We start from the raw sequence: 26,038 nt of genomic DNA, 5'->3' as shown, positions 1-26,038 counted from the left end.
GAACTTCCCCGGCCGGTGACCTTCGGCCCTAGGACCGCGTACCGGGACCGGCTTCCCTGGAGGGGGCGAAAGGGGACTGCCGATGGCGGCCGCAATCCGCGTGCTCGACCGCGCCGGGCTCGACCGGCTGGTCGAGGTGCTGCAGGGGGAGGGCTACCGGGTCGTCGGCCCGGTGGTCCGCGACGACGCGATCGTGCTGGCCGAGCTGGGATCGGCGGCCGAGCTTCCGGCGGGCTGGGGCGTGGAGACCGCGCCCGGCCGGTACCGGCTGCGCCGCCGGGCGGACGCCGCGGTGTTCGGCCATTCGGCGGGACCCCAGTCGTGGAAACGCTTCCTGTACCCGCCCCACCGGGCGCTGTGGCACAGCGGCCCCGACGGCGAGTACGTCCCGGCGGAAGAAGACGTGCCGCGGTACGCGTTCCTCGGCGTCCGTGCCTGCGACCTGGCCGCGATCTCGGTGCTCGGCACCGTCCTGGCCGTGAGTAGGTCGTTCGAGCGACGGCGGCAGGGACTGTTCACCATCGCGGCGAACTGCACCGAACCCGGCGAGGTGTGCTTCTGCGCTTCGATGGGCACCGGGCCGGGCGCGACCGCCGGGTACGACCTCGCCCTCACCGAGCGGCTCGACGACGACGGTCACCGGTTCGTCGTCGACGTCGGGTCGGCCGAAGGCGGCCGGATCCTCGAGCTGGTCGCCACCCGCGAAGCGGCGGACGGCGAAGTAGCCGCCGCGCGAGCGGACGTCGAGGTCGCCGCGGCGAAGATGGGCCGCGCGATGCCGCCGGGTGACCTGAGGACACTGCTGCGGGACTCGCGCGAGTCCCCGGTCTGGCCGGAGATCGCGAGCCGGTGTCTGACCTGCGGCAACTGCACGATGGTCTGCCCGACCTGCTTCTGCACGACGACCGAGGACGTCACGGACGTGACCGGCGAGCACGCCGGGCGGGCCGAGCGCTGGGCGTCCTGCTTCGAGCTCGACTTCTCCTACGTGCACGGCGGCAGCGTGCGCGAATCGGGGGACAGCCGGTACCGGCAGTGGATGAGCCACAAGCTGAGCACCTGGCACGACCAGTTCGGCACGTCAGGCTGCGTCGGCTGCGGGCACTGCATCGCCTGGTGCCCGGCCGGGATCGACATCACCGCCGAAGCCGCTCGGCTCGCGGGGGAAGGAGCCGGCCGTGTCGGCGGTTGACCGCTTCACCGCGTTGCCCCCGTTCTCGCGCCTGACGCCCGCGGAGACCGCCCAGCTGACCCGCGCCACGCGCGAAGTCGCGTTCGCCGCGGGCGAGTGGCTGTGCGAGGAAGGCCGCCCGGCCGACCGGCTCTGGGTGCTCGAGAGCGGCCGGGTCGAGGTCGGCACCGCGGTGCCCGGCCGCGGCGACGTCGTCGTGCAGACGCTCGGGGCGGGCGAGCTGCTCGGCTGGTCGTGGCTCGTCCCGCCGTACCGCTGGGACTTCGGGGCCCGCGCGGTCACCACGGTGACGGCCGCCGAGCTGGACGGGCACCTCCTGCGCGACCTCGCCGACGAGGACCCGGTGTTCGGCTACGCCCTGACCCGCGCGATGGCCGAGGTGCTGGCGCACCGGCTGCGCGGCACCCGGGCCCGCCTGCTCGACCTCTACCGGAGTGGTCGTGACTGAGCCGATGCTGCCGGTGCCGTACCGGGTCGAGCGGCGCACGCCGCAGACCCGGGACACCGCGACGTTGCGGCTCGTTCCCACCGGTGGCGGCCTGCCGAGGTTCCGGCCCGGGCAGTTCACGATGCTCTACGCCCGCGGTGTCGGCGAGGTCGCCATCTCGATCAGCGGCGATCCGTGCACCGAGGACGGTGTGCTGGAACAGACGATCCGGGACGTCGGCGCGGTGAGCCACGCCCTGCACGACGCCGGGCCGGGCACCGTGCTGGGCGTGCGCGGGCCGTTCGGGCGCGGGTGGGACGTCGAGTCGGCCCGCGGCCGGGACGTCGTGATCGTCGCCGGGGGAGTCGGGCTGGCGCCGTTGCGCCCGGTCGTGCTGGCGGTGCTCGCCGACCGGGCCGCCTATGGCCGCGTGGTCCTGGTCGCCGGGGCCCGCACGCCCGGCGACTTCCTCTACCGCGACGAGTTCGCCGCGTGGGAAACCTCGCTCGAAGTCCGCCGGACCGTCGACCAGCCCGCCGAGGGCTGGACGGGCGAGGTCGGCTTCGTCACCGAGCCGCTGGCCCGGGTGAAGCCGGTAGCCGGCCGGACGACGGCGTTCCTCTGCGGCCCGGAGCCGATGATGCGCTTCAGCGCCCGGGTGCTGCTGGGCGACGGGCTCGCGCCGGAAGACATCCGCGTCTCGCTGGAACGGAACATGCAGTGCGGCACGGCCCTGTGCGGGCACTGCCAGCTGGGCCCGCTGCTGCTCTGCCGCGACGGCCCGGTCGTGTCCTACGCCGAGGCCGAACCCCTCCTCCTGGTCCGGGAGCTGTGACATGAGCCTGCCCACCCTCGCCGTCTGGAAGTTCGCCTCCTGCGACGGCTGCCAGCTCACGCTGCTCGATTGCGAGGACGAGCTCCTGGACCTCGCCGGTCGCGTGAAGATCGCCTACTTCACCGAAGCGACCAGTGCGGTGCTGCCCGGTCCCTACGACGTCTCGCTCGTCGAAGGCTCGATCACGACACCCGCGGACGAACGGCGGATCCGGGAGGTCCGCGAGAAGTCCCGGGTGCTCATCACGATCGGCGCGTGCGCGACCAGCGGGGGCATCCAGGCCCTGCGGAACTTCGGGGACGTCGCCGAGTTCGCCGCGTCGGTCTACGCGAGCCCGGAGTACCTGTCCACCTTGGACACTTCGACCCCGATCAGCGCGCACGTGCCGGTGGACTTCGAGCTGCGCGGCTGTCCGATCGACCGCGGCCAGCTGCTGGAGACGCTCACCGCGTTCCTCGCCGGGCGCACGCCCGACCTGCCGGACACCAGCGTGTGCACCGAATGCAAGCGCCGCGGCCTCACCTGCGTCACGGTCGCCGACGGCACACCGTGCCTCGGCCCGGTCACCCACGCGGGGTGCGGTGCGCTGTGCCCGGCGCACCGCCGGGGGTGCTTCGGGTGCTTCGGGCCGATGGCGAAACCGAACACCGCCGCCCTCCTGCCGATCCTGCGGACCTGCGGAATGGGTGAGGACGCCATCGGCCGCGTCTTCGCCACGTTCAACGCGGCCGCGCCCGACTTCGCCGCGGTCTCCCGGGAGCGGCGGTGACCGCGCGCCGGCTGGCCGTCAACGCGATCGCCCGCGTCGAAGGCGAAGGCGCGCTGCGGCTCGTCGTCGAGGACGGCCGAGTGCGCACCGCCGAGCTGAACATCTACGAACCGCCCCGGTTCTTCGAAGCGTTGCTGCGCGGCCGGTCCTGGACCGAGCCACCGGACATCACGTCCCGGATCTGCGGCATCTGCCCGGTCGCCTACCAGACGAGCGTGTGCAACGCGCTGGAGGCGGCGTGCGGGGTCGAGCTGACCGGGCCGCTCGCGGACCTCCGGCGCCTGGTGTACTGCGGCGAGTGGATCTCGAGCCACGCCCTGCACATCCACCTGCTGCACGCGCCGGACTTCCTCGGCTACCCGGACGGCATCGCGATGGCGGCCGGGCACCGCGGCGCCCTCGAACGCGGCCTGGCGCTCAAGAAGACCGGCAACGCGCTGATGGAACTGCTCGGCGGCCGGGCGATCCACCCGGTGAACGTGCGGGTGGGCGGGTTCTACTCGGTACCCTCGCGGGCTGATCTCGCTCCGATGCGCGAGCGGCTGCTGGGCGCGCTGGACCAGGCTCGTGGCGTGGTGCGGTGGGTGTCCGGGTTCGACTTCCCCGACTTCGAGACCGACCACGACCTGCTTTCGGCGAGCGAGCCCGGGCGGTACCCGATCGACCGCGGGACCGTCGTCACGAGCACCGGGGAGACCTTCACCGCGGCGGAGTTCCCCGACCACGTCGTCGAGCGGCAGGTGCCGCACTCCACCGCGCTGCACGCGAGTCTCGACGGCCGCCGGTACCTGACCGGCCCGCTCGCCCGGTACTCGCTCAACTCGGCGCTGCTCGGCCCGGCGGCGCGCGAAGCGGGCGCCGAGGCGGGGCTGGGCGCGGAATGCCGCAACCCGTTCCGGTCCATCGTGGTCCGGGCCGTCGAAGTCGTGTACGCGGTCGAGGAAGCACTGCGGCTGATCGACGGCTACGAGCGGCCCGACCGGCCGTGCGCCGAGGTCGTCCCGCACGCGGGCACCGGGCACGGCGTCAGCGAGGCACCGCGCGGGCTGCTGTACCACCGGTACACCCTCGACGAAGCCGGGCTGGTCACCGCGGCGGCGATCGTGCCGCCGACGTCGCAGAACCAGGCGGCGATCGAGGACGACCTGTGCCGGCTCGCGAGCACCCGGCTCGGCCTCGGCGACGACGCGCTCGCGCTGTTCTGCGAGCGGGCGATCCGCAACCACGACCCCTGCATCTCCTGCGCCACCCACTTCCTCGACCTGACGGTCGTCCGGCGATGACGGACGTGGTGCTCGGGCTGGGCAACCCACTGTGCGGCGACGACGGAATCGGCCCGGCCGTCGTCGCCGCCCTCCCGCCCCTGCCCGGGGTGCGGGCCGTGCCGCGGATCGCGGACCCGGCGGACCTGGTCGAGGCCTGGGCGGGTGCTGGGCTCGCGGTGCTCGTCGATGCCGTGCGCGGTCCCTTCGCGGCGGGCGAGATCATCCGGTTCGCCGGCGAGGGCGGCTGGCCCGGCGGTGCCGGGCGGGGCGGCCACACCCTCGACGTCGCGGCGGCCGCGCGGCTGGGCGCGGTGCTCGGCCGGCTGCCGCGGCGGCTCGTGGTGCTCGGCGTCACGGGGCGGGATTTCGGTGCGGGACAGGGGCTTTCGGCCCCGGTCGCCGCGGTGCTTCCGGCCGCGGTGCGGGCCGTGCTCGCGGAAGGCCTTTGGTCCTCGCAGGTCGGGTAGAACTCCTGCTTCGCTGCACGTCCCGGGCGAGTTCGCTGGAAGCCGGAGGGGACTGTGACCGAACGGAGCAGCGATGACGGAAGCAACCGCGAAGAGCCGGATCGTGGTCGGCGTCGACGGGTCGGATGCGGGCACGGCAGCTCTCGTCTGGGCGGCCGGGCAAGCGGCGGCCACCGGCGCCGAACTGGACGTCATGACGGTGTGGATGCACGACGAGATGCTCGACGAGGCGTCGGTGAACCGCAGTCTCGAAGAGGCCAGGCGGGTGCACTTCCACGAACTCGAGAAGCTGGTCGCCGCGGTGACCAAGGACCTCACCGGCGTGACCGCGCGGTGCTCGGTGCCGGACGGTGATCCCGCCGGGATCCTGGTCGACCGGGCGAAGGACGCGACCATGCTGGTGGTCGGCTCGCACGGCAAGGGCAAGCTGCGCGCGGCACTCGCCGGCTCGGTGAGCAGCGCCTGCCTGCGGCACGCGACCTGCCCGGTGGCCGTGATCCCGCCGCCGGCCCGGACGGCGGAAAGGCCGCTGGGCCGGCGGCTGGCCGAGGTCACCCCGGGAAAGGCCTGACCCCGCCGTGACCGCCACCGCCGAGCGACCCGCCGACCTGTCGTCCGCCGAGCCGGCCGGGACGCCGTTGCTGCGCGTCCGGGGCGTCACCAAGCGGTTCGGCCCGGTGCAGGCCCTGGCCGGAGTCGACCTGGACATCCCGGCCGGGCAGGTGACCGCGCTGGTCGGCGACAACGGCGCGGGCAAGTCCGTGCTGATCAAGTGCATCGCCGGGATCCACGTGCCGGACGCCGGGGAGTTCATGTGGCAGGGCCGGGAAGTGCGCATCCGCAGCCCGCGCGACGCCGCCGCGCTCGGGATCGAGACCGTCTACCAGGACCTCGCGCTCCGCGACAACCTGGACGTTGTGCAGAACATGTTCCTGGGCCGGGAAAAGCTGCACCACGTGACCCTCGACGAGGACGCCATGGAGCTGGCCGCGAAGGAGACCCTGCACAGCCTGGGCGTGACGACGGTGACGTCGGTCCGCCAGCCCGTCGGGTCGTTGTCCGGCGGTCAGCGGCAGGCGGTGGCGATCGCCAAGGCCGTGCTGTGGCACTCGAAGCTGGTGATCATGGACGAGCCGACCGCGGCGCTGGGAGTGCAGCAGACCGAGGTCGTGCTGCAGCTCGTCGGCCGGCTGGCCGATCGCGGCCTCGGGGTGGTCGTCGTGTCGCACAACATGAACGACGTCTTCGACGTGGCCGACCGCATCGCGGTGCTGTACCTCGGCCGGCTGGCGGGCGTGTTCGCCACCGGCGAGCTGACCAAGGAAACGGTCGTCGACCTGATGACCGCGGGCCGCTCCGACCGCTGGGGCGACCCGACCCGAACGAAGGGAGTCGCGTCATGACCGGCTGGCTGATCGTCGCCGCGGTCGTCATCGTCGTGCTGGCGCTGTCGATCCGGATCGTCAAGCAGTACGAGAAGGGGGTGCTGTTCCGGCTGGGCCGGGTCGTCGGGGTCCGCGAGCCGGGGCTGCGGTTCATCATCCCGGTGGTCGACGTGCTGCGCCGGGTGTCCCTGCGCATCGTCACGATGCCGATCCAGTCGCAGGGCATCATCACGCGCGACAACGTGAGCGTCGACGTCTCGGCGGTCGCCTACTTCCGCGTCGTGGACGCGACGAAGTCGGTGGTCGCGATCGAGAACGTCCACGCGGCGATCGACCAGATCGCCCAGACGACGCTGCGGAAGGTCGTCGGCCAGCACACCCTCGACGAGACGCTGGCGGAGACCGACAAGATCAACTCCGACATCCGGCAGATCCTCGACGTGACGACCTCCGATTGGGGCGTCGACGTGACCCTGGTGGAGCTGAAGGACATCCAGCTGCCGGAGACGATGAAGCGGGCCATGGCCAAGCAGGCCGAGGCCGAGCGGGAGAAGCGAGCCAAGATCATCAACGCGGAAGGCGAAGCCCAGGCCGCGGCGGCGCTCGGCGCGGCATCGGACACGATGATGGCGCACCCGCTGGCGTTGCAGCTGCGCAACCTGCAGACGCTGATGGAGATCGGCGTCGACCACAACAGCACGGTGGTGTTCCCGGCACCGCTGATGAGCACGATCGGCGAGCTGGGCACGTTCCTGGCCCGCGAGGCGGCCGCGGCCGTTCCCGCTTCCGCCGCGGGCGACGTCGCCGCCAGGGTGGTGCCCAACGGCGAACCCACGGTTCCGGCACCCCGCTGACCCTGTGGTGCGCGAGTCGGTCGTCTCGAGGAGCTCGGAGTTCCTGGAGACGACCGACACGCGTAGGCGTTGATCCGGTCGAAGCCGCCGGCCCACGGCGTGTCGTCCCGCGCGAGACCGCGCATCGCGAGCGAAGACGCGATGCCGAAGCCCCCCGTCACGAGCGCGTAGCCGCGGAACCGGCCGGGGTAGGCGACGGCCGAGAGGACCATGTAGCAGTCGTACCGCGAGGCGGGAGAGGGGGTCTCCGGCGGCGTACACCGCGACCGCGGCGGCCACCGCCGGGACCAGGAAGCGATCGCTCACCGAGCCAGCCAGCGGGTCGCCCCGCGCAGGCCGAATGCCATCGCGTCCCAGCCCGTGCCCGTGAGCACCGGCAACCCGGCGCGGAACCGGCCGCGCACGTAGGTGCCGAAGGCCTTCTTGGCCACGCGCCAGGCCGCCGACGTGCCGACGCGGTAGGCGTCGAGCCGCTCCGGGTCGACGACCACCGGGTGGGCCGGGTCGCCGGTGACGGACAGGGGCACCTGAGCGAAGGCGGCTTTGTCGAACATCTCCAGCACGCCGACGCTCACCGGCTCGAACCCGGGGCCCGGCAGGTGCACGCCGATGTCGGCCGCGATCTGGCGGCCCACCGCCTGCGCCTGCAGCAGCGCCAGGAAGTCCTGCTTGACCGGGAAGTCACCGGCGTCACCCGGGGCGTACACGTTCGGGTACCCGAGCACTTGGCGCGTGCTCTCCTCGCAGACGAGGAACCCGCGCTCGTCGGCCGGGAGTCCGTCGAAGCGCTGGGCCGCGACGTGCGGCGGGTACGCCACGAGCAGGGTGAACTCCTGCGCGGTGCCGTCGGTGTAGGCGATCTCGAGCTCGCCGATCTTGTCGGGTGACCTGCCCGTGTGGCCTTCGATGCCGCGCTTGGCGAACTCCGCGGCCACGACGTCGTGCAGCTTGGGCCCGAACGCCGATGCGTAGCTGTGCTCGGCCGTGGTGAACGCGAGCTGGACGTTGTCGCGGACCTCGCGGCGGCGCAGCCACGTGTCGAGCATCAACGCGATCTCGTACAGCGGTTCGGCGCCCCTGGTGCCCGGCGGCACCAGGAAGAGGACCTGCTGCAGCCGGGCGTGGCTCGCGTTCTGCGCGCACCACTGCAGTTCCTCGCCGAGGGCGTGCAGTTGCCCGGGGGTCCGGACGGGGCGACCGTACTCGGCCAGGCCGGGCACCTCCTCCGGCCGCACCGCGGCCCCGGTGGCGACGACGAGGTGGTCGTAGGGGACCGGGCCACGCGAGGTGTGCACGACGCCGCGACCGGTGTCGACGCCTTCGGCCGTGGCGATCCGCAGGTCGATCGCCCGGCGGCGCAACGGTTTCGCCAGCGATACGTGCAGCGGCGACTCGGCCGCGCCGAAGGGCAGGTAGACGGTGTCGGGCCGGAAGAGGAAGTCGTCCCGGTCGGAGACCAGGGTCAACCGGGCTTGGTCCGGGCTCGCGAGGGCGCGCAGCGCGAACGCGGTCTCCAGCCCCGCGAACCCGCTGCCCAGCACGACGACGTGGGTGGGGGACATGAATTCCTCCGATGCTCCAGAGTTTCGGCCGATGTCTCCACGATGCGGCCCGAAGGATGGGCGAGGCAGGGCCCTCGGCCGTGCGCGCGGAGGACTTCCGGCCCTTTTTCTGGCATCCGGCGCGGACGGACAGTGGGCATGTGCTGAACACGCGAAAGCTCGCCGGACCACATCGCCGGATGCCCGCGCAGGACAGCCTGTGGCTGCACCTGGACCGGCCGGAGAACCTCATGGTCGTCACGTCCGTGCTCTGGACGCGGACGCCGGTGGATCCGGCGCGGCTGCGGTCGGTCGTCTCCGACCGGCTGCTCGCCCGGTACCCGGTGTACTTCCAGCGAGCCGTGCCGCACGGCCGCGGCCTCTCCTGGGAGACCGATCCCGGCTTCGACCTCGGCAAGCACCTGGTCGTACGGGACCTCCCGGCGCCGGCGGACCAGGCGGCCCTCCAGGAGTTCGTCGCCGCGCGGCGGAGCGAACCGCTCGACCCACGACGTCCACTGTGGACGATCGATCTGCTGCAGGGCTACCGCGGTGGCAGCGCGCTGGTGTGCCGCACGCACCACGCGATGGCGGACGGGATCCGCCTGACGCAGGTCCTGTTCAGCCTCCTGGACCCGGTCGACGGTGAATCCGCGCCGCACGCGAAAGTGGGTGGCGCCGCGCCGCACCGCGAAGCCGTGGCGCAGCCGGTGGTCCGGCTCGGCGCCGCGATGCTGCGCGCGCTCGGCGACACCGGCGCCAAGGCCCAGCAGCGGGCCGCCCGGGTGCACCCGGTGCTGGAGTCCGCGGTGGCGCTGCCGGTGCTCGGCGCGAGCGCGGCGGTGGGCGCGACCGGGGCCGTCGCCGGCTTCGTGTCGTCGGCGTTGAGCGGCGGGCCGCGCCGCGCGGTCGACGCGGTCGCCGGCGCGGCGACGACGCTCTGGCACAGCGCCACCGGCACCGGCGACCTGCTCGGTCCGTCCACCGCCACCGGCTTGTGGGAGGGCGATCCCGGCGTCGAGAAGACCGCCGCCTGGGGAGACCCGGTCCCACTCCTCACACTGGCCCGGATCGGCCACGAAACCGGGACGACGCTCAACGACGTCTGCACGGCGCTCGTCGCGGGCGCGCTCGACCGGTACTTCACGGCGCACGGCACCGCCCGCCCCGACCCGTCCGACCTCGGCTGGATGATCCCGGTCAGCCTCTCGTCCTTCGACGAAGAGCTGCCGGCGGACCTGGGCAACCACTTCTCGCTCGTGCTGGCGCAGCTGCCGCTCGGACGCCGGACGTTCGCCGAGCGCCTCGCCGAGGTGCACCGGCGGGTCGCCCGGATCCGTGACTCCTACGAGCCCGTGCTGACCTTCGGCGTGCAGTACGCGATCGCGCAGAGCCCGGCGGCGTTCGGCCTGCCGGTCAGCCGGTTCTTCGCCGGCAAGGCGGTCGGGGTGCTCACGAACGTCCCGGGCCCGCGCCGGCCGATGACCCTGGCGGGCGCACCGGTCGAGGGCATCGTCGGCTGGGCACCGTGCAGCGGCCGCCAGGCGATCACGATCTGCATCTTCAGCTACGCCGGCGAGGTGCGGTTCGGCTTCGGGACGGATCGGAAGCTGATCCCGGACCCGGAGGCACTGGTCGACGCGCTGGCGGCGGAGTTCGCCGCGGCCGCCGGGCCGAGCCGCCGGGTGATCGACGTTCCGGCACCGAGCGGACTCTGACGGCTCAGCGGGCCGCGTCGCGCAGCGCCGGGATCTCCCGCTCGATCGCCTTGACGAGGACCTCCGTGTCCGGCATCGAGTCGGCGTCGGAAGTGATCCCGAACGTGACTTGCCCGGCGTAGCTGAGCATCGCCACGCCGATCCGCACCCGCAACGCGATCGGGACGTACGGGAAGATCTCCACGATGGGGCGCCCGAGCGCGGACAGCGGTTCGGCCGGCCCGCGCACGTTCGTCGTCACCGTGACGATGTTGCGCTGCGGCAGGTGGGCGGCCGCCCGGATCGCCCACGCCACGGGGGCGAACGGCTCGTGCGCGGCCGTCGCGGTGAGCAGCGCGCCGGCGGCGGCTTCCTGGCCTGCCTTCAGCGCGCCCAGGCGGTGGCGCACCCGCACCAGGCGCTGGGCCGGATCGGCCAGGTCGACCGGGAGCAGCGGCAGGAGCAGGGAGACCTCGTTGTCCAGGGCGGTCCCGATCCGCACGGACACCGGCACCAGGGACCGCACACTGTCGGCGGCCGGTGTTTCCCCGCGGTGCAGCAGCAGCTCGCGGAACCCGGCGGTGACCGCGGCCAGCAGGACGTCGTTCACCGTGACGTCGTAGGCTCGCGCCACGGCCTTGATCTCGGCCAGCGGCACGGAAGCGGTCGCGTAGTGCCGATCGCGGCCGAGTGATCCGGTCAGCGGGGTCGGTGACACCGGCAGCAGCGCCGAGGTCATCGCCGCGAGGCCGCGGGCGGCGTCGCTGACCCGGCGCGCCAACCGGTTCGGGTGCAGGAGTTCACGAGCGGCCAGACGCGCTTGCTCCCACGGATTGCGCACCAAAGAACCCATGGCTTCCAGCAACAGTTTCACCGTGCCGGGGTCGGGCGCCTCGACGCGAGGATCCGGGTCGGCCGGCGCGTCCCCGAACAGGACCGTCTGCAGCCGGGTCGCGGCGAGCCCGTCGGCCAGCGCGTGGTGCACCTTCGACAGGATCGCCCAGCGCCCGTCGGGCAGGTCCTCGATCACCCAGAACTCCCACAGCGGCCGGTCGCGCTCGAGCCGTTCGCCCATCAGCAGGGCGACCAGCTCGCACAGCGCAGCCCGGTCGTGCGGCGCCGGGAGCGCGACCCGGCCGAAGTGCGCGGGCGGGTCGAAGGCGGGATCGTCCACCCAGGCCGGGGGCCCGAGGTCGAACGGCACCGTGCGCACCTTCTGGCGGTAGCGCCGGATCCCGGCCAGCCGCGCCAGCACGGCCACCTCGAACTCGTCCTGAGCGGGCGCTGGTCCTTCGGCGATCGCCACCGAGGCGATGGCCAGGGACGAGCTGGGGTCTTCGTCCTCGATCTGGAGGAAGGCCGCGTCGAGCGGGCTGAGCCGGTCCATGACGTCCTCTCCGTGGGTGATGTCAGCCCGCCCGCGCCAGGGCGTCGCGACGGCGTTCGTACTCCTCTTGGTCGATCTCGCCGCGGGCGAACCGTTCGTCGAGGATCCGCCGGGCGGTGTCGGCCGGGTTCGGGGCCTGCGGCCCCCGCCGGGCCAGCACGACGGCGAGCGTGATGACCGCGGCGAGCACCAGCGCCATCAGCACGAGCATGCCGATGCCGCCGGCCCAGCCCATCATTCCGGGGTTGTGCCACCAATACGGCATGACGACTCCTTTCCTAGTGAGCCTGGAAATGCTTCGGGGGAGCTTCCAGCGGCTGCAGGACGTCGGCGAGTTCGCGGCGCGGTGTCGCGGGCAGCGGGTCGGCGTTGGCCGGCGCCCAGCCGATGCGCAGCACCATCTGCGGGAACGACCCGCCGGTGACGCGCTCGGTCACGGACTCGCGGACGTCGCGCAGCTCCAGCGGCTCGGTGAGCGGGCACGACGACAGGCCGAAGGCGTTCGCCGTCAGCAGCACGGCGCTGGTCGCCTCACCGGCGCGCAGTCGCGACATCCGGTCGTCCGACGCGGTGCTCAGCACCAGCAGCACCGTCTCGTCGTCTTCGGCCTTGGCATCGGGCGGCTGGACGAGGAGAGGGTCGGCGAACGGCCTGGCCCGCAGCGCGCCCGGCGTGTCGTCGGGCGCCGGGGTGTTGCGCGCGGGCACGCCGTCCGGCGAGAGATGACGGCCGCTCCAGGCCGCCAGCTCGGTGCGGTAGGCCGGGTCGGCGGCGTGGCGACGCGAAGCCTCTTCGATGGCCGTCCCCAGGTAGTAGCGCGCCGAGTTCTCGGCGACCTGAAGCACGGTGCCTTCCGACGCCGCGGCCTTGGCCATCGCCTCGACGTGCCCGCGCGGCACGGTCCACGAGCTGTGCCGGCGGCGGTCGGTGCGCCGGCGCGGGATTGCCGCCGCCATCGCGATCTCGTCGTTCTCCGGGTCGTGCCGGTGCAGCGTGATCGCGGCCAGGTGGTCGGGCTCGTCCGGGTTCGGCAGCCGGTGGACTTCGGCGCCCCAGCCGAGGGCGGCGAAGCCCACCCGGAGGTGGTGCAGCGCCGCGCCGCAACTGAGAATCAGGTCCCGGCCGTCCGGGTCGGTTTCCCGCAGCAGCCGGTCCCGGTCGGCGTAGAGGTGCAGAGAGCTGTGCCCGATGCGCCAGTACCAGGGCTGGGAGTTGTGCACCGACGGCGCACGGACCGCCATCGCCACCGCGGTCTTGACGGTGAAGTCGTCCGGAAGTCCTCGCTCCATCATCGGCCTGCCTCGGGATCGGGGGTGTCATCGGCTTCGACCTTCGCACCGCGGCTCCGGTCGCCGGGAGGGCCGGAGTGCCTCTGCCCGAGGGACTTTGGGTGCTCGGGCACCAGCGAAGCGATCGCCCGCGCGAGAGAGTCGGCCGGGCTGCCGGTCGTCGGCAGCGGGTGCGCCTCGGGCCACGGGTCGGAGTCCGTGGCCATCCGGTGCGCGATCTCCGGAGTGGCGTCGGACAGGGCGCCGGTCCGGGTCGTGATCCGGCGCGCCGCGGTCTCTTCGGGGACGTGGCACCGCACGGCCAGGAGCGGGCTGTCCGTCCGCTCGGCCACACCGGCGGCGAGCGCGCGGTGCCGGGCGGCGGTCCAGGACGCGTCCAGCACCACGGTCTCGCCGAGGGCCAGCAGTTCGCCAGCCCGGCGCACGAGCTCCGCGTAGGTCGCGTCCGTGTGGGCGACGTCGTAGAGGCCCTGCCGATACCCCTCCGCGGGCCGCCGGACCGGGGCGAGCCCGGCCAGCTCCTTGCGCAGCCGGTCCGACTGCAGCAGCGTGGCACCGGTCCGGTCGGCCAGCCCGGCGGCGATCGTGGACTTCCCCGTGCCGGGTTCCCCGCCCACGAGGAGCAGCCGTACCCGGCCCAGCCGCAAGTGCCAGATCGCGAGATCGGCGTACTCCCGGGCCAGCGCGGCCGCGTCGGCGTCGCCCTGGGCGTGGCGCAGGCAGGCCACCTTGACCCGGACGAACGCGCGGTAGGCGAGGTAGTGGTGCACCAGCGCCGGGGGAGCGGGGTCGCCGGTGAACTCGCGGTAGTCGGCCAAGAGCTGTTCACCCAGTTCCGGCGCGTCGAGGCGTTCCAGGTCCATGGCGAGGAACGCGATGTCGTCGAGGACGTCGACGTGCCGGAGGTGGTCGTCGAACTCCAGGCAGTCCAGCACGCGGGGGCCGTCGTCGAGGCAGAAGACGTCGTCGGCGAGCAGGTCGCCGTGCCCGTCGACGACGTGCCCCTCGGCGATCCGCCGGTCGAACAGCGGCTCCCGGCCGGCCAGGAACTCCTCGGCGAGAGCCTCGATCTCGAGGGCGGTGGCCGGATCGAGGACGTCACCGTGGAACGGCCGGACCTGCTCGAAGCTGTCCCGCCACCGGCCGCGGACGGCGTCGCGGGTCTCGTCGGCGTCGATCTCCGGCCCGCGCGCGGCCCGGGAGTGGAAGGCGGCGAGCTGCCGGGCCAGCCGCCGGACCGTCACGTGCAGCGGTGCCCGCCGACGGACCAAAGTGGACATTCGCCGGTCCTCGGGCATCCGGCGCATGACGACCAGGTGGTCGCACGGCTCGCCGTCCGGACCGGTGACGTCGGCGACGCCGAGGTAGACGTCCGGCGCCAGCCGCCGGTTCAGCTCCACCTCCCGGTGGCACACCCGTTCGCGGGCTTCTCGCGTCGAGAAGTCCAGGAAGCCGAGGTCGACGGGCTTCTTCAGCTTGTAGGCGAGGTCCCCGACGAGGAAGACCGCGCCGATGTGGGTTTCGTGCACATCGGCCCAGGGTCCGTTCATGCCCCGAGCATCGGCCTCGGCCCTGGTCGTGCACCGGGGACGAAAGTCACCGGGGCCGGGGACCCCGGCCACCTGTCGCCGGCCGGGCGGGCGCCCACCATGGATCCGTCGAGAGCGGAGGAACGACGTGGACGAAGCGGCGATCGAGGTGGCCGGCCTGCGGTTCCGCCGCGGCGGGCAGGAGGTGCTGCGCGACATCGGGTTCACCGTCCGCCGCGGCACGGTGACCGGCTTGCTCGGCCCCAACGGCTGCGGCAAGAGCACGCTGATGCGGTCGATCGTCGGCGTGCAGATCGTGGAAGCCGGGCAGGTGACCGTGCTCCGCCGACCGGCGGGGAGTCCCGAGCTGCGCCGGCGGATCGGCTACGCGACCCAGGAACCGGCGATCTACGCGGACCTCACCGTCCGATCGGACTCCGGTGTGGCGTGGCCATCGTTGCTTTGGCGCGGCGGCAGCGCCAGGCGTCACCGCGACGCCCGGCGCTGCGTGGTGACCCCGCGCCGGAGATCGCCAGGCAACGGGCGGACCCGCTGGAGGTCCCGGCGAGTCGTCGAGTGCAGCTGCCAGGGGACGCTGGTCACCATCACCCCGGGTTCGAACAGCAGCCGCCCCTTCAAGCGCAGAGAACTCTGGTTGTGGAGCGCATTTTCCCACCAGCGGCCGACGACGTACTCGGGGATGTAGACGCACACGACGTCGCGGGGGCTCGAGCGCCGCAGGGTCTTGACGTACTGCACCACCGGCCGGGTGATCTCGCGGTACGGTGATTCGATGACCTTGAGCGGGATCTTCATCCCGCGCTGCTCCCACTGACGCTGCAGTTCGCGCGTGTCGGCGTCGTCGACGTTGACGGTGATCGCGGCGAGGGTGTCGGGCCGGGTCGCCCGGGCGAACGCGATCGCGCGCTGACTCGGTTTGTGCAAAGTGGATACCAGCACGACGGCGTGGACCCGGCTGGGCAGCAGCTCGCTCTCCTCGTCCGGCAGGAGCTCCTCCCGGACGTGGGTGTAGTGCCGGTGGATCGTCCGCATCAGGACGAACAGGGCCGGGATCGCAATCACGACCAAGTACGCGCCGTGGCTGAACTTCGTGACCAGGACGACGATCAGGACGATCGCGGTCAGTGCCGCGCCGACGGCGTTGATCAGCCGGGAGCGGTGGATCGACCGGCGCTCGCGGGCGTCCGTGCTGCCGGCGAGCGCGCGGTTCCAGTGCCGGACCATCCCGGCCTGGCAGAGGGTGAACGAGGTGAAGACGCCGAGGATGTAGAGCTGGATCAGGCGGGTGGTCGAGCCGTCGAAGGCGAAGATCAGGATCCCGGCGACGACGGCGAGCGCGACGATCCCGTTGGAGAAAGCGAGCCGGTCGCCGCGGGTGTGCAGCTGGCGCGGCAGGTAGCGGTCCTGGGCGAGGATCGAGGCGAGCAGCGGGAACCCGTTGAACGCGGTGTTCGCGGCGAGGATCAGGATCAGCGCGGTGGCGGCCTGCATGAAGTAGAACAGGACGGAGTGGTCGCCGCCGAACACGGCGGCGGCGATCTGGCTGATCACGGTGCGCTGCGGGTCGGTGGTGCAGTCGCCGCGGAACCCGGTGAGGTCGCACGTGTTTTCGGCGATCCGGACGTGGCTGATCATGGCGAGCGCGGTGATGCCGCCGAACATGACGACGGCGGTCGCGCCCATCGCGGTCATCGTCTTGGCGGCGTTGGTGCTCTTGGGCTTGCGGAACGCGGGCACGCCGTTGGAGATCGCTTCGACGCCGGTGAGCGCGGTGCAGCCGGAGGAGAACGACCGGAGCAGCAGGAACACCAGTGCCAGGCCGGTCAAGCCGGCCTGTTCGGGGCGGACGTCGTAGCCGGCGCTTTCGGCGACCGGCGCGTGGCCGGTGACGGCCTGGCCGAGGCCGAGGGCGATCATCAGCATGACCCCGCCGATGAACAGGTAGGTCGGGATGGCGAAGGTCCGGCCGGACTCGCGGATGCCGCGCAGGTTCATCGCCATCAGCACCAGGACGAAGCCGAGGTTCAAGGCGATGCGGTAGTCGTTGAGCTCGGGTACCGCGGAGATGATGTTGTCGACGCCGGACGCGACCGACACGGCCACGGTCATGATGTAGTCGACCATCAACGCGCCGGCCACGACGAGTCCCGCCGAGCTGCCGAGGTTGCGCGAGGCGACCTCGTACGAGCCGCCGCCGCTGGGGTAGGCCTTCACGACCTGGCGGTAGGACAGCACGACGACGGTCAGCAGCACGGCCACCGCCAGGCCGATCCACGGCGCGAGCGTGAGGTACGCCAGGCCGCCGATGCTCAAGATCAGCAGGATTTCCTGCGTCGCGTAGGCCACCGAGGAGAGCGGGTCGCTGGCGAAGATCGGCAGGGCGAGCCATTTCGGCAGAAGCGTCTCGCCGAGGGTGTCGCTGCGGAACGGCCGTCCGAGTACCAGCCGTTTGAGCCATGAAGTGGGTGCCGGCACGTATCGGAGCGTGCCTGACCGGCCGGGGGAGCGGCATATGGAAACCGTCAAGATTCCGGCCTGCGCGTAGGGAAACCGTATAGGCGGCGGGGCCGGTCGTCAGGGTTGCGTCAACGGTCCTTCCCCGCCGGGTCGAGCTGCCTAGGGTCGCGCGGTGGCAGACGACCGCCTCACCCGCGTGATCTGCTGCCCCGGCGCGGCGGAACTGCTCGACGAGCTGGCGATCGAACCCCGCCGGTTCGGCGAGCTGCGCGGGGTCGTCCCGCCGCGATCGCTCGAACCGGCGTTGCGCGTCCTCGCGGCGGAAGGCGCCGTGTCGCGCCGCACCGCCGGAAGCTGGGACGGACGCCCGGGCGGCGACGCGGTTTTCGCACTCACCCGCACCGGACGCCGGCTCGTCGACGAATTGTCCGATTTGGACGTGTGGGTCGCGGTGTACGACCGGTACCTGAACGGTTAGCCCGGTCAGGAAGGCGTCGACGGATCGAAGAGGCGTCGGCCAGTTGCAGGTCGCGCACCTGGCCGTCGAGGGTCACCACCACGGAGATCGCGCCGTCGCGGCTGCTGTGGCTCACCTGGACGGTGCTCGGCCGGGGACGAGACGCTCGGATGTCGGGCTCGGCCGCCAAGGAAAGAGCGGCCCCGAATTCCGGCCGATGCGAGCCGTTCACGCTGCCGACGCCGATTTGTGACCAAGTCCGAAATGGACGCTCGGTGATCGTTGGTTCTCCACCGATTCCCTCGATCGGGTGATGGATGTTTCTCTGCGTAGTCGTCGGCGTCAAGAACGCGTCAACGCGGTGTGAAGCCGCATCAAGACTCTGTCAGGTGACATCCGGTCCGGAACTCCGGGAGGCACGCTTCCGCCAGCCGGGTCACCATTCGGTCGACCTCTGTCCGGTTTGCGTGAGAAGGGAGCAGTCGTATGGCCGATCTGGCCTATGTGCTGCTGGCGATCGTCGTGTTCGCCGTGCTGGCCTTGACCCTGCGTGGATTGGAGCGGTTGTGAGCGGCACCGGCGTGTTCGCCAACGTCCTCGGCGGTGTCCTGGCGCTGGCCCTGATCGTCTACCTGTTCATCGCGCTGATCAAACCGGAGAAGTTCTGATGTCCTCGACGTGGGCCGGCCTCGGGCAGGTCGGCCTCCTCCTGCTCGCCCTGGCACTGGTATACCGGCCGCTGGGCGACTACATGCACCGCGTGTTCACGAGCACGAAGCACTGGCGGCTCGAGAAGGCCGTCTACAAGATCGTGCGCGCCGACCCCGAGTCCGAGCAGCACTGGAAGACCTACGCCTCGGGCGTGCTGGGCTTCTCCTTCGTCTCGGTGCTGTTCCTCTACCTGCTGCAGCGCATCCAGCCACTGCTGCCGCTGAACTTCGGCCGCACGGTCGACCCCGGGGTCGCGTTCAACACCGCGATCAGCTTCGTGACCAACACGAACTGGCAGTCCTACATCCCCGAGGGCGTCATGGGCCACGTGGTCCAGATGGCCGGGCTGACCGTGCAGAACTTCGTCTCCGCCGGCGTGGGCCTGGCCGTGGCGATCGCGCTCACCCGCGCGTTCGTCCGGTCGAAGAGCGACCGGCTGGGCAACTTCTGGGTCGACCTGACCCGCGGCACGGTCCGCGTCCTGCTGCCGCTGTCGTTCGTGTTCGCGATCGTTCTGGTCGCGCTCGGCGTCGTGCAGAGCCTCAAGTCCGGCGTCGTGGTGACCAACCCGGACGGCTCGGGCAGCACCATCGCGCTCGCCCCTGCCGCGAGCCAGGAAGCGATCAAGGAACTCGGCACGAACGGCGGCGGCATCTTCAACGCCAACTCGTCACACCCGTTCGAGAACCCGAACTCCTGGTCCAACCTGATCGAGATCTTCCTGCTGCTGGTCATCCCGGTCAGCCTGACCCGCACGTTCGGCAAGCTCGTCGGCAACACCAAGCAGGGCTACGTCCTGCTCAGCGTCATGGGTGCGTTGTGGGCCGGCATGCTCGCGGTGATCTGGTGGGGCGAGACGCACGCGAACGGCGCGGCCGCGCGGCTGGCGGGCGCGGCGCTGGAGGGCAAGGAAACCCGCTTCGGAGTCGCGGCGTCGGCGTTGTTCGCGGACTCGACGACCGGTACCTCGACCGGTGCGGTGAACTCGATGCACGACAGCTTCACCGGGCTCGGCGGCTTCGGGACGCTGCTGAACATGATGTTCGGCGAGCTGTCGCCCGGCGGCGTCGGCACCGGCCTCTACAGCATCCTGGTGATGGCGATCATCGCGATGTTCCTGGCCGGGCTGATGGTCGGGCGCACCCCGGAGTACCTGGGCAAGAAGCTCGGCAAACGCGAAGTCACCTGCTCGGCCATCGCGATCCTCGCCATGCCGACGGTCCTGCTGATCGGCGCGGGCGCGGCCCTGCTGGTCCCGGGCAACACCGACGCGTTCAACAACCCGGGCGCGCACGGCTTCTCCGAGCTGCTCTACGCCTACACCTCCGCCAGCAACAACAACGGCAGCGCTTTCGCCGGCATCACCGTGACCAACGACTGGTACCAGTCCACGCTCGGCGTCTGCATGGCTCTCGGCCGGTTCATCCCGATCCTGGCCGTGCTGTGCCTGGCCGGTTCGCTGGCGGCGCAGAAGAAGGTGCCGGAGACCGCGGGCACGCTGCCGACCACCAGCCCGCTGTTCGCCACCATGCTCGCCGGCACGGTCGTGCTGGTCGCGGCGCTCACGTTCATCCCCGCCCTGGCCCTCGGGCCGATTGCCGAGGCTCTCGCATGACCATGACCACCGAACGTTCCCCCGAGGAAGTCACCCAGCACCACGTCGAAAACGCGGGCCGGGTCGGCGCGGGAGTGTTCAACCCCCGCCAGCTGTGGACGTCCCTGCCGGACGCCTTCCGCAAGCTCAGCCCGCGCCACCAGCTGCGCAACCCCGTCATGTTCGTGGTCTGGGTCGGGTCGGTGCTGGTCACCGTCTTCGCGATCACCGACCCGGGCGTGTTCAACATCGGCGTCGCGGTGTGGCTGTGGTTCACGGTCCTGTTCGCGAACCTCGCCGAAGCGGTCGCCGAAGGGCGGGGCAAGGCCCAGGCCGAGTCCCTGCGTCGCACCAAGAAGGACACCGTCGCCCGGCGCCTCACCGAGGACGGCTCCGAAGTCCGGGTGCCGGGCACCGAGCTGAAGATCGGCGACCTGGTCGTCGTCGAGGCCGGCGAAGTCATCCCGGGTGACGGTGACGTCGTCGAAGGCATTGCGACGGTCGACGAGTCGGCCATCACCGGCGAGTCGGCCCCGGTCATCCGCGAGTCCGGCAGCGACCGGTCGGCGGTCACCGGTGGCACGACGGTGCTGTCCGACCGGGTCGTCGTCAAGATCACGACCAAGCCGGGCGAGTCCTTCGTGGACCGCATGATCGCGTTGGTGGAAGGCGCTTCGCGGCAGAAGACGCCGAACGAGATCGCGCTGACGATCCTCCTGGCCGTGCTGACGATCATCTTCGTCCTCGCCGTCGTGGCGCTGCAGCCGATGGCCCGCTACTCCGGCGGCCTGGTATCGGTGATCGTGCTGACCGCGCTGCTCGTCTGCCTGATCCCGACGACGATCGGCGCGCTGCTGTCCGCGATCGGGATCGCGGGCATGGACCGGCTGGTGCAGCGCAACGTCCTGGCGACGAGCGGTCGTGCGGTCGAAGCCGCGGGCGACGTCTCGACGTTGCTGCTCGACAAGACCGGCACGATCACCTTCGGCAACCGGCAGGCCACCGAGCTGCTGCCGGTCGGCTCGTCCACGATCGACGACCTGGCGATCGCGGCCCGGCTCTCCAGCCTGGCCGACGGCACCCCGGAGGGCCGCAGCATCGTCGACCTGTGCGCGCGTGAGCACGTCCTGCCGACCGAGGCGAGTGAAGCCGAGAAGTCCGGCGAGTTCGTCCCGTTCACCGCGCAGACGCGGATGAGCGGCATCGACCTGAACGGCCGGGTCGTGCGCAAGGGTGCGGCCAGTGCCGTGCGGGCGTGGGTCGCCGAGCACGGCGGCACGGTCCCGGACGAGGTGCACGCGGTCGTCGACGCGATCAGCGCCGACGGCGGCACTCCGCTCGTCGTGGCCGAGCAGGTCGAAGGCGTCGCCTCGGTGCGCGGGGTGATCCGGCTCTCGGACGTCGTCAAGCCCGGCATGCGGGAGCGCTTCGCCGAGCTGCGGACGATGGGCATCAAGACCGTCATGATCACCGGCGACAACCCGCTCACCGCGCGGGCCATCGCCCGAGAGGCCGGGGTCGACGACTTCCTCGCCGAGGCCAAGCCCGAAGACAAGATGGCGCTGATCAAGAAGGAGCAGGAGGGCGGCCGGCTGGTCGCGATGACCGGCGACGGCACCAACGACGCCCCCGCGCTGGCGCAGGCCGACGTCGGGGTGGCGATGAACACCGGGACCATGGCGGCCAAGGAAGCCGGCAACATGGTCGACCTCGACTCCGACCCGACGAAGCTGATCGAGATCGTGGAGATCGGCAAGCAGCTGCTCATCACGCGCGGCGCGCTGACGACGTTCTCCATCGCCAACGACCTCGCGAAGTACTTCGCGATCCTGCCCGCGATGTTCGCGGCGATCTACCCGCAGCTGGGCGGGCTCAACATCATGGGCCTGCACTCGCCGAACTCCGCGATCCTGTCGGCGGTCATCTTCAACGCGCTGGTCATCGTGGCGCTGATCCCGCTGGCGCTGCGTGGCGTGCGGTACAAGCCTTCCACCGCGAAGGCGTTGCTGCGGCGCAACCTGCTGGTCTACGGCCTCGGCGGCATCGTGACGCCGTTCGCCGGGATCTGGCTGATCGACCTGCTCGTCCGACTCATCCCGGGAATGTGACCATGAAGGTGCTGTACAAGCAGACCATCGCCGGTCTGAAGATGCTGCTGGTGCTGACCGTGCTCCTCGGCGTGGTCTACCCCCTCTCCGTGTGGGCGGTGGCCCGAATCCCCGGCCTGTCGGATCGGGCCGAAGGCTCGATCGTCACGCAGAACGGCCAGGCCGTCGGGTCGTCGCTGATCGGCGTCGACCCGGTGGCGAAGGATCCGGCGCACGACCCGTTCTTCCACAACCGGCCCTCGGCGGGGTCGAAGGACCCGCTCGGCCCGGGCGACCCGTCGACCTCGGGTGCCTCGAACAAGGGCACCGCCAACGAAGACCTGCTGGCCACGGTCAAGGAGCGGCAGGAGCTGATCGCCAAACGCGAAGGCGTCGACGTCTCGAAGATCCCGGCCGACGCCGTGACCGCGTCCGCCTCGGGGCTCGACCCGCAGATCAGCCCGGCCTACGCCGAGCTGCAGGTGCCGCGGGTCGCGCGGGAGAACGGCCTGAGCGAAGACGAGGTCCGCAGGATCGTCGCGGACAACACCACCGGGCGCGGAATCGGCGTGCTCGGCGACCCGGCGGTGAACGTGCTGGGGATGAACCTGGCGGTCGCGGCGGCCAGGCACTGACCGTGACGACGGAAGACGCGAGCTCGCCCGGCAGACCCCGCCGCGGCGAGCTGCGGATCTACCTCGGGGCCGCCCCGGGCGTGGGGAAGACCTTCGCCATGCTCGGGGAGGCCCGTCGCCGGCTCGACCGCGGCACCGACGTCGTGGTCGGGCTGGTCGAGACGCACGGGCGCCGCAAGACCGCCGAGCTGCTGGACGGGCTGGAGGTGGTGCCGCGCAAAGTCCTGGACTATCGCGGGCACCCGTTCGAGGAGATGGACGTCGACGCCATTCTCGCCCGGGCGCCCGAGGTCGCCGTCGTCGACGAACTCGCTCACACCAATGTCACGGGTTCTCGCAACGCGAAGCGGTGGGAAGACATCGACGACCTGCTCGACGCCGGTATCGACGTGCTGTCGACGGTCAACGTGCAGCACATGGAGAGCCTCAACGACGTCGTCGAGCGGATCACGGGCATCGCCCAGCAGGAGACCGTGCCGGACGAGGTCGTCCGCCGCGCCGAGCAGCTGGAGCTGGTCGACATCACCCCGGAGGCGCTGCGGCGGCGGCTCGCGCACGGCAACGTCTACCCGGCGAACCGGATCGACGCCGCCCTGGGCAACTACTTCCGGCCCGGCAACCTGACCGCACTGCGGGAGATCGCTCTGCTCTGGGTGGTCGACCAGGTCGACGTCGCCCTGCAGCGCTACCGCTCCGAACGCGACATCACCGACACCTGGGAAGCCCGGGAGCGGGTGGTCGTCGCGATCAGCGGCGGCCGGGAGAGCGAGACGCTGATCCGGCGGGCGCGGCGCATCGCGAAGCGGGCCGGTGCCGAGTTGATGGTGCTGCAGATCCTGCGCGGTGACGGTCTCGCCGGCGTCTCCCCGCAGGCGCTCGCGGAGTACCGCAAACTGGCCGAGGACGTCGGTGCCTCCTTCCACACGGTCGTCGGCGACGACGTGCCGACCGCCCTGCTCGACTTCGCCCGCGGGGTGAACGCGACGCAGGTCGTGGTGGGCACGTCCCGGCGTTCCCGGGTGGCGCGGCTGTTCGACGAGGGCATCGGCGCCACCGTGGTGCAGGAGTCGGGGCCGATCGACGTGCACATGGTCACCCACGACGAGTCCGGCGGACGGCTGCGCGCCAGGTTGTTCCCGCGCAGCTCCCTCGCCCGGCGCCGGCTGATCCTCGGCTGGGTGCTCGCGCTGGCCCTGCCCGTGGTGGCGACCCTGATCGGCGTGCTGCTGCGGCAGACGCTGATCCTGTCCACCAACGTCATCGACTACTTCCTCGCGACGATCATCGTGGCGCTCGTCGGCGGGCTTGGGCCCGCGTTGTTCGCCTCGATCACGAGCGCGCTGCTGCTCAACTTCTTCTTCACGCCACCGCTGTACACGCTGACCGTCGACGCCCAGCAGAACGTCATCACGCTGGTCGCGATGGTCGTGGTCGCCGTGGCGTTCGCGCTCGTGGTCGACCGCGCTTCCCGGCGGGCGGACGCGGCGGCACAGGCCCGGACAGAAGCGGCGCTGCTGGCTTCCTACGCCCGGACCGTGCTCGGGCACGACGAGCCGCTGCAGCGGCTGCTGGAGAAGGTGCGGGAGAACTTCGGGCTCGAATCCGTTTCCCTGCTGGAGAAGCAGGACGACGAATGGGTCCGCGCGGCCTGCACGGGCGAGCGGCCGTGCGACGATCCGGACGAGGCCGACGTGGACGTGCCCGTCACCGATGACGTCCACCTCGCGTTGCGCGGCCGGACACTGCCGGCCCACGACCAGCGGGTGCTCGAAGCCGCCGCGGGCCAAGCCCTCATGGCGCTGCGGCAGCAGCGGATGGCCGCCCAGACCCAGCAAGCACAACGCCGGGCCGAGACGACCGAGCTGCGTACGGCGCTGCTGTCGGCCATCGGACACGACCTGCGCACCCCGCTCACGTCGATCAAGGCCGTCTTCGGTGGCTTGCGCGCCCACGACGTCAGCCTGTCCGAGGAAGACGCTGAGGAGCTGCTGGCCGCGGGGGAGGAGTCCACCGACCGGCTCTCCGGGCTCATCGACAATCTCCTGGACTCGTCGCGGTTGGCGACCGGCGCGGTGCAGCCGGTCCTGCGTCCGGTCGGGTACGACGAAGTGGTCGCGACGGCGCTGACCGCGGTGGAGGGCGGCGGCAAGGTCGTGGTCGACGTCGATCCGGGGTTGCCCGCGGTGACGGCCGACGCCGGCTTGCTGGAACGGGCGGTCGCGAACGTGATCGACAACGCCGTGCGCCACGGCGGAGGCGACGTCGCCGTGCGGGCCAGCGCGTACGCCGGCCGGGTCGAGCTGCGGGTGGTCGATCACGGCCGGGGCCTGCCGAAGGGAACCGCCGAGTCGGCGTTCGCGCCCTTCCAGCGGCTCGGCGACCGCAACACGACCACCGGGGTCGGCCTGGGGCTGTCGGTGGCCAAGGGGTTCGTCGAGGCGATGGACGGCACGATCCGTGCCGAGGACACCCCCGGCGGTGGCTTGACCCTCGTCGTGTCCCTGCCCGTCGCCGCCGAGGTGGTGCCATGACATCCGTGCTGGTGGTCGACGACGAGACCGCGCTCGTGCGGGCCTTGCGGATCAACCTCACCGCCCGCGGCTACTCCGTGGTCACCGCCACCGACGGCGCCTCCGCGCTGCTCGCCGCGGCAACCGAGCACCCGGACCTGGTCCTGCTGGATCTGGGGCTGCCCGACATCGACGGGATAGAAGTGATCCGGGAGCTGCGCACCTGGAGCGCGATGCCGATCATCGTGCTGTCCGCGCGGCACGACCCGGCCGACAAGATCCAGGCTCTCGACACCGGCGCCGACACCTACGTGACGAAGCCGTTCGGCATGGAGGAGCTGTTCGCGTGCCTGCGCGCCGCGGAACGCAGGCTGGCCCTGGGCGCGCAGCCGGAGCCGGACGTCGTCGTCGAGACCGCCGCGTTCACCGTGGACGTCGCGTCGAAGATCGTCCGCCGGGGCGATGCCACGGTGCACCTCACCCGGACGGAGTGGGCGATCCTCGAGCAGCTCGTCCGCAACCCCGAGTCGCTGATCAGCGGCAAGCACCTGCTGACCACGATCTGGGGGCCGGACTGCGCCGACCGGGCGCACTACCTGCGCGTGTACATGGCGCAGCTGCGGCGCAAGCTCGAGCCCGAGCCGTCGCACCCGCGGTACCTGCTCACCGAGCCGGGCATCGGGTACCGCTTCGTCCCGGAGGAGACGTCGTGACCGATCCCGACGTGCAGATCGAACTCGCCGCCGAGCGGGGCGATGCCGGCGAACTACGGCGGTGGGCCGCCCAGGGGTACCCGGACGCCGTCGACCTGCTCGTCGAGCTGGCGACCGAGCGGGAGGACCTGGCCGAGCTGCGTCGCCTCGCCGACGGTGGTAGCCAGACGGCGGCCGAAGTGCTGGCCGAGCTCGAAGGCGAGTGCCGCTAGGAAT

The 26,038-nt window shown here is 71.7% G+C and carries 24 protein-coding genes and 1 pseudogene; 19 read left to right on the top strand and 6 right to left on the bottom strand.

What is annotated here, in order from left to right:
• The first annotated feature begins 82 nt into the window (after positions 1-82).
• The 9 genes from ACZ7PG_RS33810 (at position 83) to ACZ7PG_RS33770 (ending at position 7,194) form a co-directional block, all read left to right on the top strand.
• Positions 83-1,192, top strand: coding sequence for a 4Fe-4S dicluster domain-containing protein (locus tag ACZ7PG_RS33810; protein WP_470243202.1), 1,110 nt, complete (start codon positions 83-85; stop codon positions 1,190-1,192).
• Positions 1,179-1,640, top strand: a complete 462-nt coding sequence (locus ACZ7PG_RS33805; RefSeq protein ID WP_470243201.1) for a Crp/Fnr family transcriptional regulator — start codon at positions 1,179-1,181, stop codon at positions 1,638-1,640. The genes ACZ7PG_RS33810 and ACZ7PG_RS33805 overlap by 14 nt, the downstream gene beginning before the upstream one ends.
• Positions 1,633-2,454: an FAD/NAD(P)-binding protein gene (locus ACZ7PG_RS33800; protein ID WP_470243200.1), complete on the top strand. Its 822-nt coding sequence runs from the start codon at positions 1,633-1,635 to the stop codon at positions 2,452-2,454. Before ACZ7PG_RS33805 ends, ACZ7PG_RS33800 begins: the two co-directional genes overlap by 8 nt.
• Before the next feature lies 1 nt (position 2,455).
• Positions 2,456-3,223: an NADH-quinone oxidoreductase subunit B family protein gene (locus ACZ7PG_RS33795; protein ID WP_470243199.1), complete on the top strand. Its 768-nt coding sequence runs from the start codon at positions 2,456-2,458 to the stop codon at positions 3,221-3,223.
• A complete protein-coding gene (locus ACZ7PG_RS33790; protein WP_470243198.1) occupies positions 3,220-4,506 on the top strand; it encodes a Ni/Fe hydrogenase subunit alpha in 1,287 nt (428 codons plus the stop codon). The genes ACZ7PG_RS33795 and ACZ7PG_RS33790 overlap by 4 nt, the downstream gene beginning before the upstream one ends.
• A complete protein-coding gene (locus tag ACZ7PG_RS33785) occupies positions 4,503-4,955 on the top strand; it encodes a hydrogenase maturation protease (protein WP_470243197.1) in 453 nt (150 codons plus the stop codon). The genes ACZ7PG_RS33790 and ACZ7PG_RS33785 overlap by 4 nt, the downstream gene beginning before the upstream one ends.
• Positions 4,956-5,028: 73 nt before the next feature.
• A complete protein-coding gene (locus ACZ7PG_RS33780; protein WP_470243196.1) occupies positions 5,029-5,526 on the top strand; it encodes a universal stress protein in 498 nt (165 codons plus the stop codon).
• A gap of 7 nt (positions 5,527-5,533) precedes the next feature.
• Complete coding sequence (locus ACZ7PG_RS33775) at positions 5,534-6,358, top strand: ATP-binding cassette domain-containing protein (RefSeq protein ID WP_470243195.1); 825 nt, start codon at positions 5,534-5,536, stop codon at positions 6,356-6,358.
• Positions 6,355-7,194, top strand: a complete 840-nt coding sequence (locus ACZ7PG_RS33770; RefSeq protein WP_470243194.1) for a slipin family protein — start codon at positions 6,355-6,357, stop codon at positions 7,192-7,194. The genes ACZ7PG_RS33775 and ACZ7PG_RS33770 overlap by 4 nt, the downstream gene beginning before the upstream one ends.
• A gap of 302 nt (positions 7,195-7,496) precedes the next feature.
• Here the strand turns inward: ACZ7PG_RS33770 and ACZ7PG_RS33765 are convergent, their stop codons facing one another.
• Entirely contained in the window at positions 7,497-8,756 is a 1,260-nt protein-coding gene (locus tag ACZ7PG_RS33765) for an NAD(P)/FAD-dependent oxidoreductase (RefSeq protein ID WP_470243193.1), read from the bottom strand.
• A 140-nt stretch (positions 8,757-8,896) separates the two neighbouring features.
• Here ACZ7PG_RS33765 and ACZ7PG_RS33760 point away from each other — a divergent pair, with 140 nt between their 5' ends.
• Complete coding sequence (locus ACZ7PG_RS33760) at positions 8,897-10,453, top strand: WS/DGAT domain-containing protein (RefSeq protein ID WP_470243192.1); 1,557 nt, start codon at positions 8,897-8,899, stop codon at positions 10,451-10,453.
• Positions 10,454-10,457: 4 nt separating this feature from the next.
• Here ACZ7PG_RS33760 and ACZ7PG_RS33755 read toward each other — a convergent pair whose 3' ends face one another.
• From ACZ7PG_RS33755 to ACZ7PG_RS33740, 4 genes are read right to left on the bottom strand one after another with little or no spacing between them, the layout of a single operon-like run.
• The gene (locus ACZ7PG_RS33755; RefSeq protein WP_470243191.1) at positions 10,458-11,819 is read right to left on the bottom strand and encodes a wax ester/triacylglycerol synthase family O-acyltransferase; all 1,362 of its coding nucleotides are present in this window, start codon (positions 11,817-11,819) and stop codon (positions 10,458-10,460) included.
• Between the two features lie 22 nt (positions 11,820-11,841).
• Entirely contained in the window at positions 11,842-12,084 is a 243-nt protein-coding gene (locus tag ACZ7PG_RS33750) for an SHOCT domain-containing protein (protein ID WP_470243190.1), read from the bottom strand.
• A 13-nt stretch (positions 12,085-12,097) separates the two neighbouring features.
• Positions 12,098-13,108, bottom strand: a complete 1,011-nt coding sequence (locus ACZ7PG_RS33745) for an Acg family FMN-binding oxidoreductase (protein WP_470243189.1) — start codon at positions 13,106-13,108, stop codon at positions 12,098-12,100.
• Positions 13,108-14,658: a bifunctional aminoglycoside phosphotransferase/ATP-binding protein gene (locus ACZ7PG_RS33740; RefSeq protein ID WP_470243188.1), complete on the bottom strand. Its 1,551-nt coding sequence runs from the start codon at positions 14,656-14,658 to the stop codon at positions 13,108-13,110. Before ACZ7PG_RS33740 ends, ACZ7PG_RS33745 begins: the two co-directional genes overlap by 1 nt.
• A gap of 127 nt (positions 14,659-14,785) precedes the next feature.
• Between ACZ7PG_RS33740 and ACZ7PG_RS33735 the strand changes: the two are divergent.
• Positions 14,786-15,067 (top strand): annotated as a pseudogene (locus ACZ7PG_RS33735) (ATP-binding cassette domain-containing protein); the annotation flags it as partial.
• Positions 15,068-15,123: 56 nt separating this feature from the next.
• Here the strand turns inward: ACZ7PG_RS33735 and ACZ7PG_RS33730 are convergent.
• Positions 15,124-17,133, bottom strand: a complete 2,010-nt coding sequence (locus ACZ7PG_RS33730; protein ID WP_470243187.1) for an APC family permease — start codon at positions 17,131-17,133, stop codon at positions 15,124-15,126.
• Between the two features lie 154 nt (positions 17,134-17,287).
• Here ACZ7PG_RS33730 and ACZ7PG_RS33725 point away from each other — a divergent pair, with 154 nt between their 5' ends.
• The 8 genes from ACZ7PG_RS33725 (at position 17,288) to ACZ7PG_RS33690 (ending at position 26,034) form a co-directional block, all read left to right on the top strand.
• A complete protein-coding gene (locus ACZ7PG_RS33725; RefSeq protein ID WP_470243186.1) occupies positions 17,288-17,593 on the top strand; it encodes a hypothetical protein in 306 nt (101 codons plus the stop codon).
• 545 nt (positions 17,594-18,138) lie between these two features.
• Entirely contained in the window at positions 18,139-18,240 is a 102-nt protein-coding gene (kdpF, locus tag ACZ7PG_RS33720) for a K(+)-transporting ATPase subunit F (RefSeq protein ID WP_206794294.1), read from the top strand.
• Positions 18,240-19,898 carry a potassium-transporting ATPase subunit KdpA gene (gene kdpA / locus ACZ7PG_RS33715; RefSeq protein ID WP_470243185.1) on the top strand — a complete coding sequence of 553 codons (1,659 nt, stop codon included), beginning with the start codon at positions 18,240-18,242 and terminating at the stop codon, positions 19,896-19,898. Before kdpF ends, kdpA begins: the two co-directional genes overlap by 1 nt.
• On the top strand, positions 19,895-21,985 hold the full coding sequence (kdpB, locus tag ACZ7PG_RS33710) for a potassium-transporting ATPase subunit KdpB (RefSeq protein ID WP_470243184.1): 2,091 nt from the start codon (positions 19,895-19,897) through the stop codon (positions 21,983-21,985). The genes kdpA and kdpB overlap by 4 nt, the downstream gene beginning before the upstream one ends.
• Positions 21,986-21,987: 2 nt before the next feature.
• A complete protein-coding gene (gene kdpC / locus ACZ7PG_RS33705) occupies positions 21,988-22,599 on the top strand; it encodes a K(+)-transporting ATPase subunit C (RefSeq protein WP_470243183.1) in 612 nt (203 codons plus the stop codon).
• A 2-nt stretch (positions 22,600-22,601) separates the two neighbouring features.
• Entirely contained in the window at positions 22,602-25,130 is a 2,529-nt protein-coding gene (locus tag ACZ7PG_RS33700) for a sensor histidine kinase (RefSeq protein ID WP_470243182.1), read from the top strand.
• On the top strand, positions 25,127-25,822 hold the full coding sequence (locus ACZ7PG_RS33695) for a response regulator (protein WP_470243181.1): 696 nt from the start codon (positions 25,127-25,129) through the stop codon (positions 25,820-25,822). The genes ACZ7PG_RS33700 and ACZ7PG_RS33695 overlap by 4 nt, the downstream gene beginning before the upstream one ends.
• Positions 25,819-26,034, top strand: coding sequence for a hypothetical protein (locus tag ACZ7PG_RS33690; protein WP_470243180.1), 216 nt, complete (start codon positions 25,819-25,821; stop codon positions 26,032-26,034). The genes ACZ7PG_RS33695 and ACZ7PG_RS33690 overlap by 4 nt, the downstream gene beginning before the upstream one ends.
• Positions 26,035-26,038 lie beyond the last annotated feature (4 nt).

This window comes from Amycolatopsis sp. NPDC114504, assembly GCF_055633595.1.
Note: the sequence above shows the minus strand (reverse complement) of the source record. Positions and strands in the feature narration are given on the sequence as shown.

Coding starts and splice junctions, on each gene's coding strand:
- kdpC (WP_470243183.1), top strand. CDS start 21,988: ATGAAGGTGCTGTACAAGCAGACCATCGCCGGTCTGAAGATGCTGCTG.
- ACZ7PG_RS33795 (WP_470243199.1), top strand. CDS start 2,456: ATGAGCCTGCCCACCCTCGCCGTCTGGAAGTTCGCCTCCTGCGACGGC.
- ACZ7PG_RS33695 (WP_470243181.1), top strand. CDS start 25,127: ATGACATCCGTGCTGGTGGTCGACGACGAGACCGCGCTCGTGCGGGCC.
- ACZ7PG_RS33785 (WP_470243197.1), top strand. CDS start 4,503: ATGACGGACGTGGTGCTCGGGCTGGGCAACCCACTGTGCGGCGACGAC.
- ACZ7PG_RS33740 (WP_470243188.1), bottom strand. CDS start 14,658: ATGAACGGACCCTGGGCCGATGTGCACGAAACCCACATCGGCGCGGTC.
- ACZ7PG_RS33770 (WP_470243194.1), top strand. CDS start 6,355: ATGACCGGCTGGCTGATCGTCGCCGCGGTCGTCATCGTCGTGCTGGCG.
- ACZ7PG_RS33750 (WP_470243190.1), bottom strand. CDS start 12,084: ATGCCGTATTGGTGGCACAACCCCGGAATGATGGGCTGGGCCGGCGGC.
- ACZ7PG_RS33780 (WP_470243196.1), top strand. CDS start 5,029: ATGACGGAAGCAACCGCGAAGAGCCGGATCGTGGTCGGCGTCGACGGG.
- ACZ7PG_RS33765 (WP_470243193.1), bottom strand. CDS start 8,756: ATGTCCCCCACCCACGTCGTCGTGCTGGGCAGCGGGTTCGCGGGGCTG.
- kdpA (WP_470243185.1), top strand. CDS start 18,240: ATGTCCTCGACGTGGGCCGGCCTCGGGCAGGTCGGCCTCCTCCTGCTC.
- kdpB (WP_470243184.1), top strand. CDS start 19,895: ATGACCATGACCACCGAACGTTCCCCCGAGGAAGTCACCCAGCACCAC.
- ACZ7PG_RS33810 (WP_470243202.1), top strand. CDS start 83: ATGGCGGCCGCAATCCGCGTGCTCGACCGCGCCGGGCTCGACCGGCTG.
- ACZ7PG_RS33745 (WP_470243189.1), bottom strand. CDS start 13,108: ATGGAGCGAGGACTTCCGGACGACTTCACCGTCAAGACCGCGGTGGCG.
- ACZ7PG_RS33755 (WP_470243191.1), bottom strand. CDS start 11,819: ATGGACCGGCTCAGCCCGCTCGACGCGGCCTTCCTCCAGATCGAGGAC.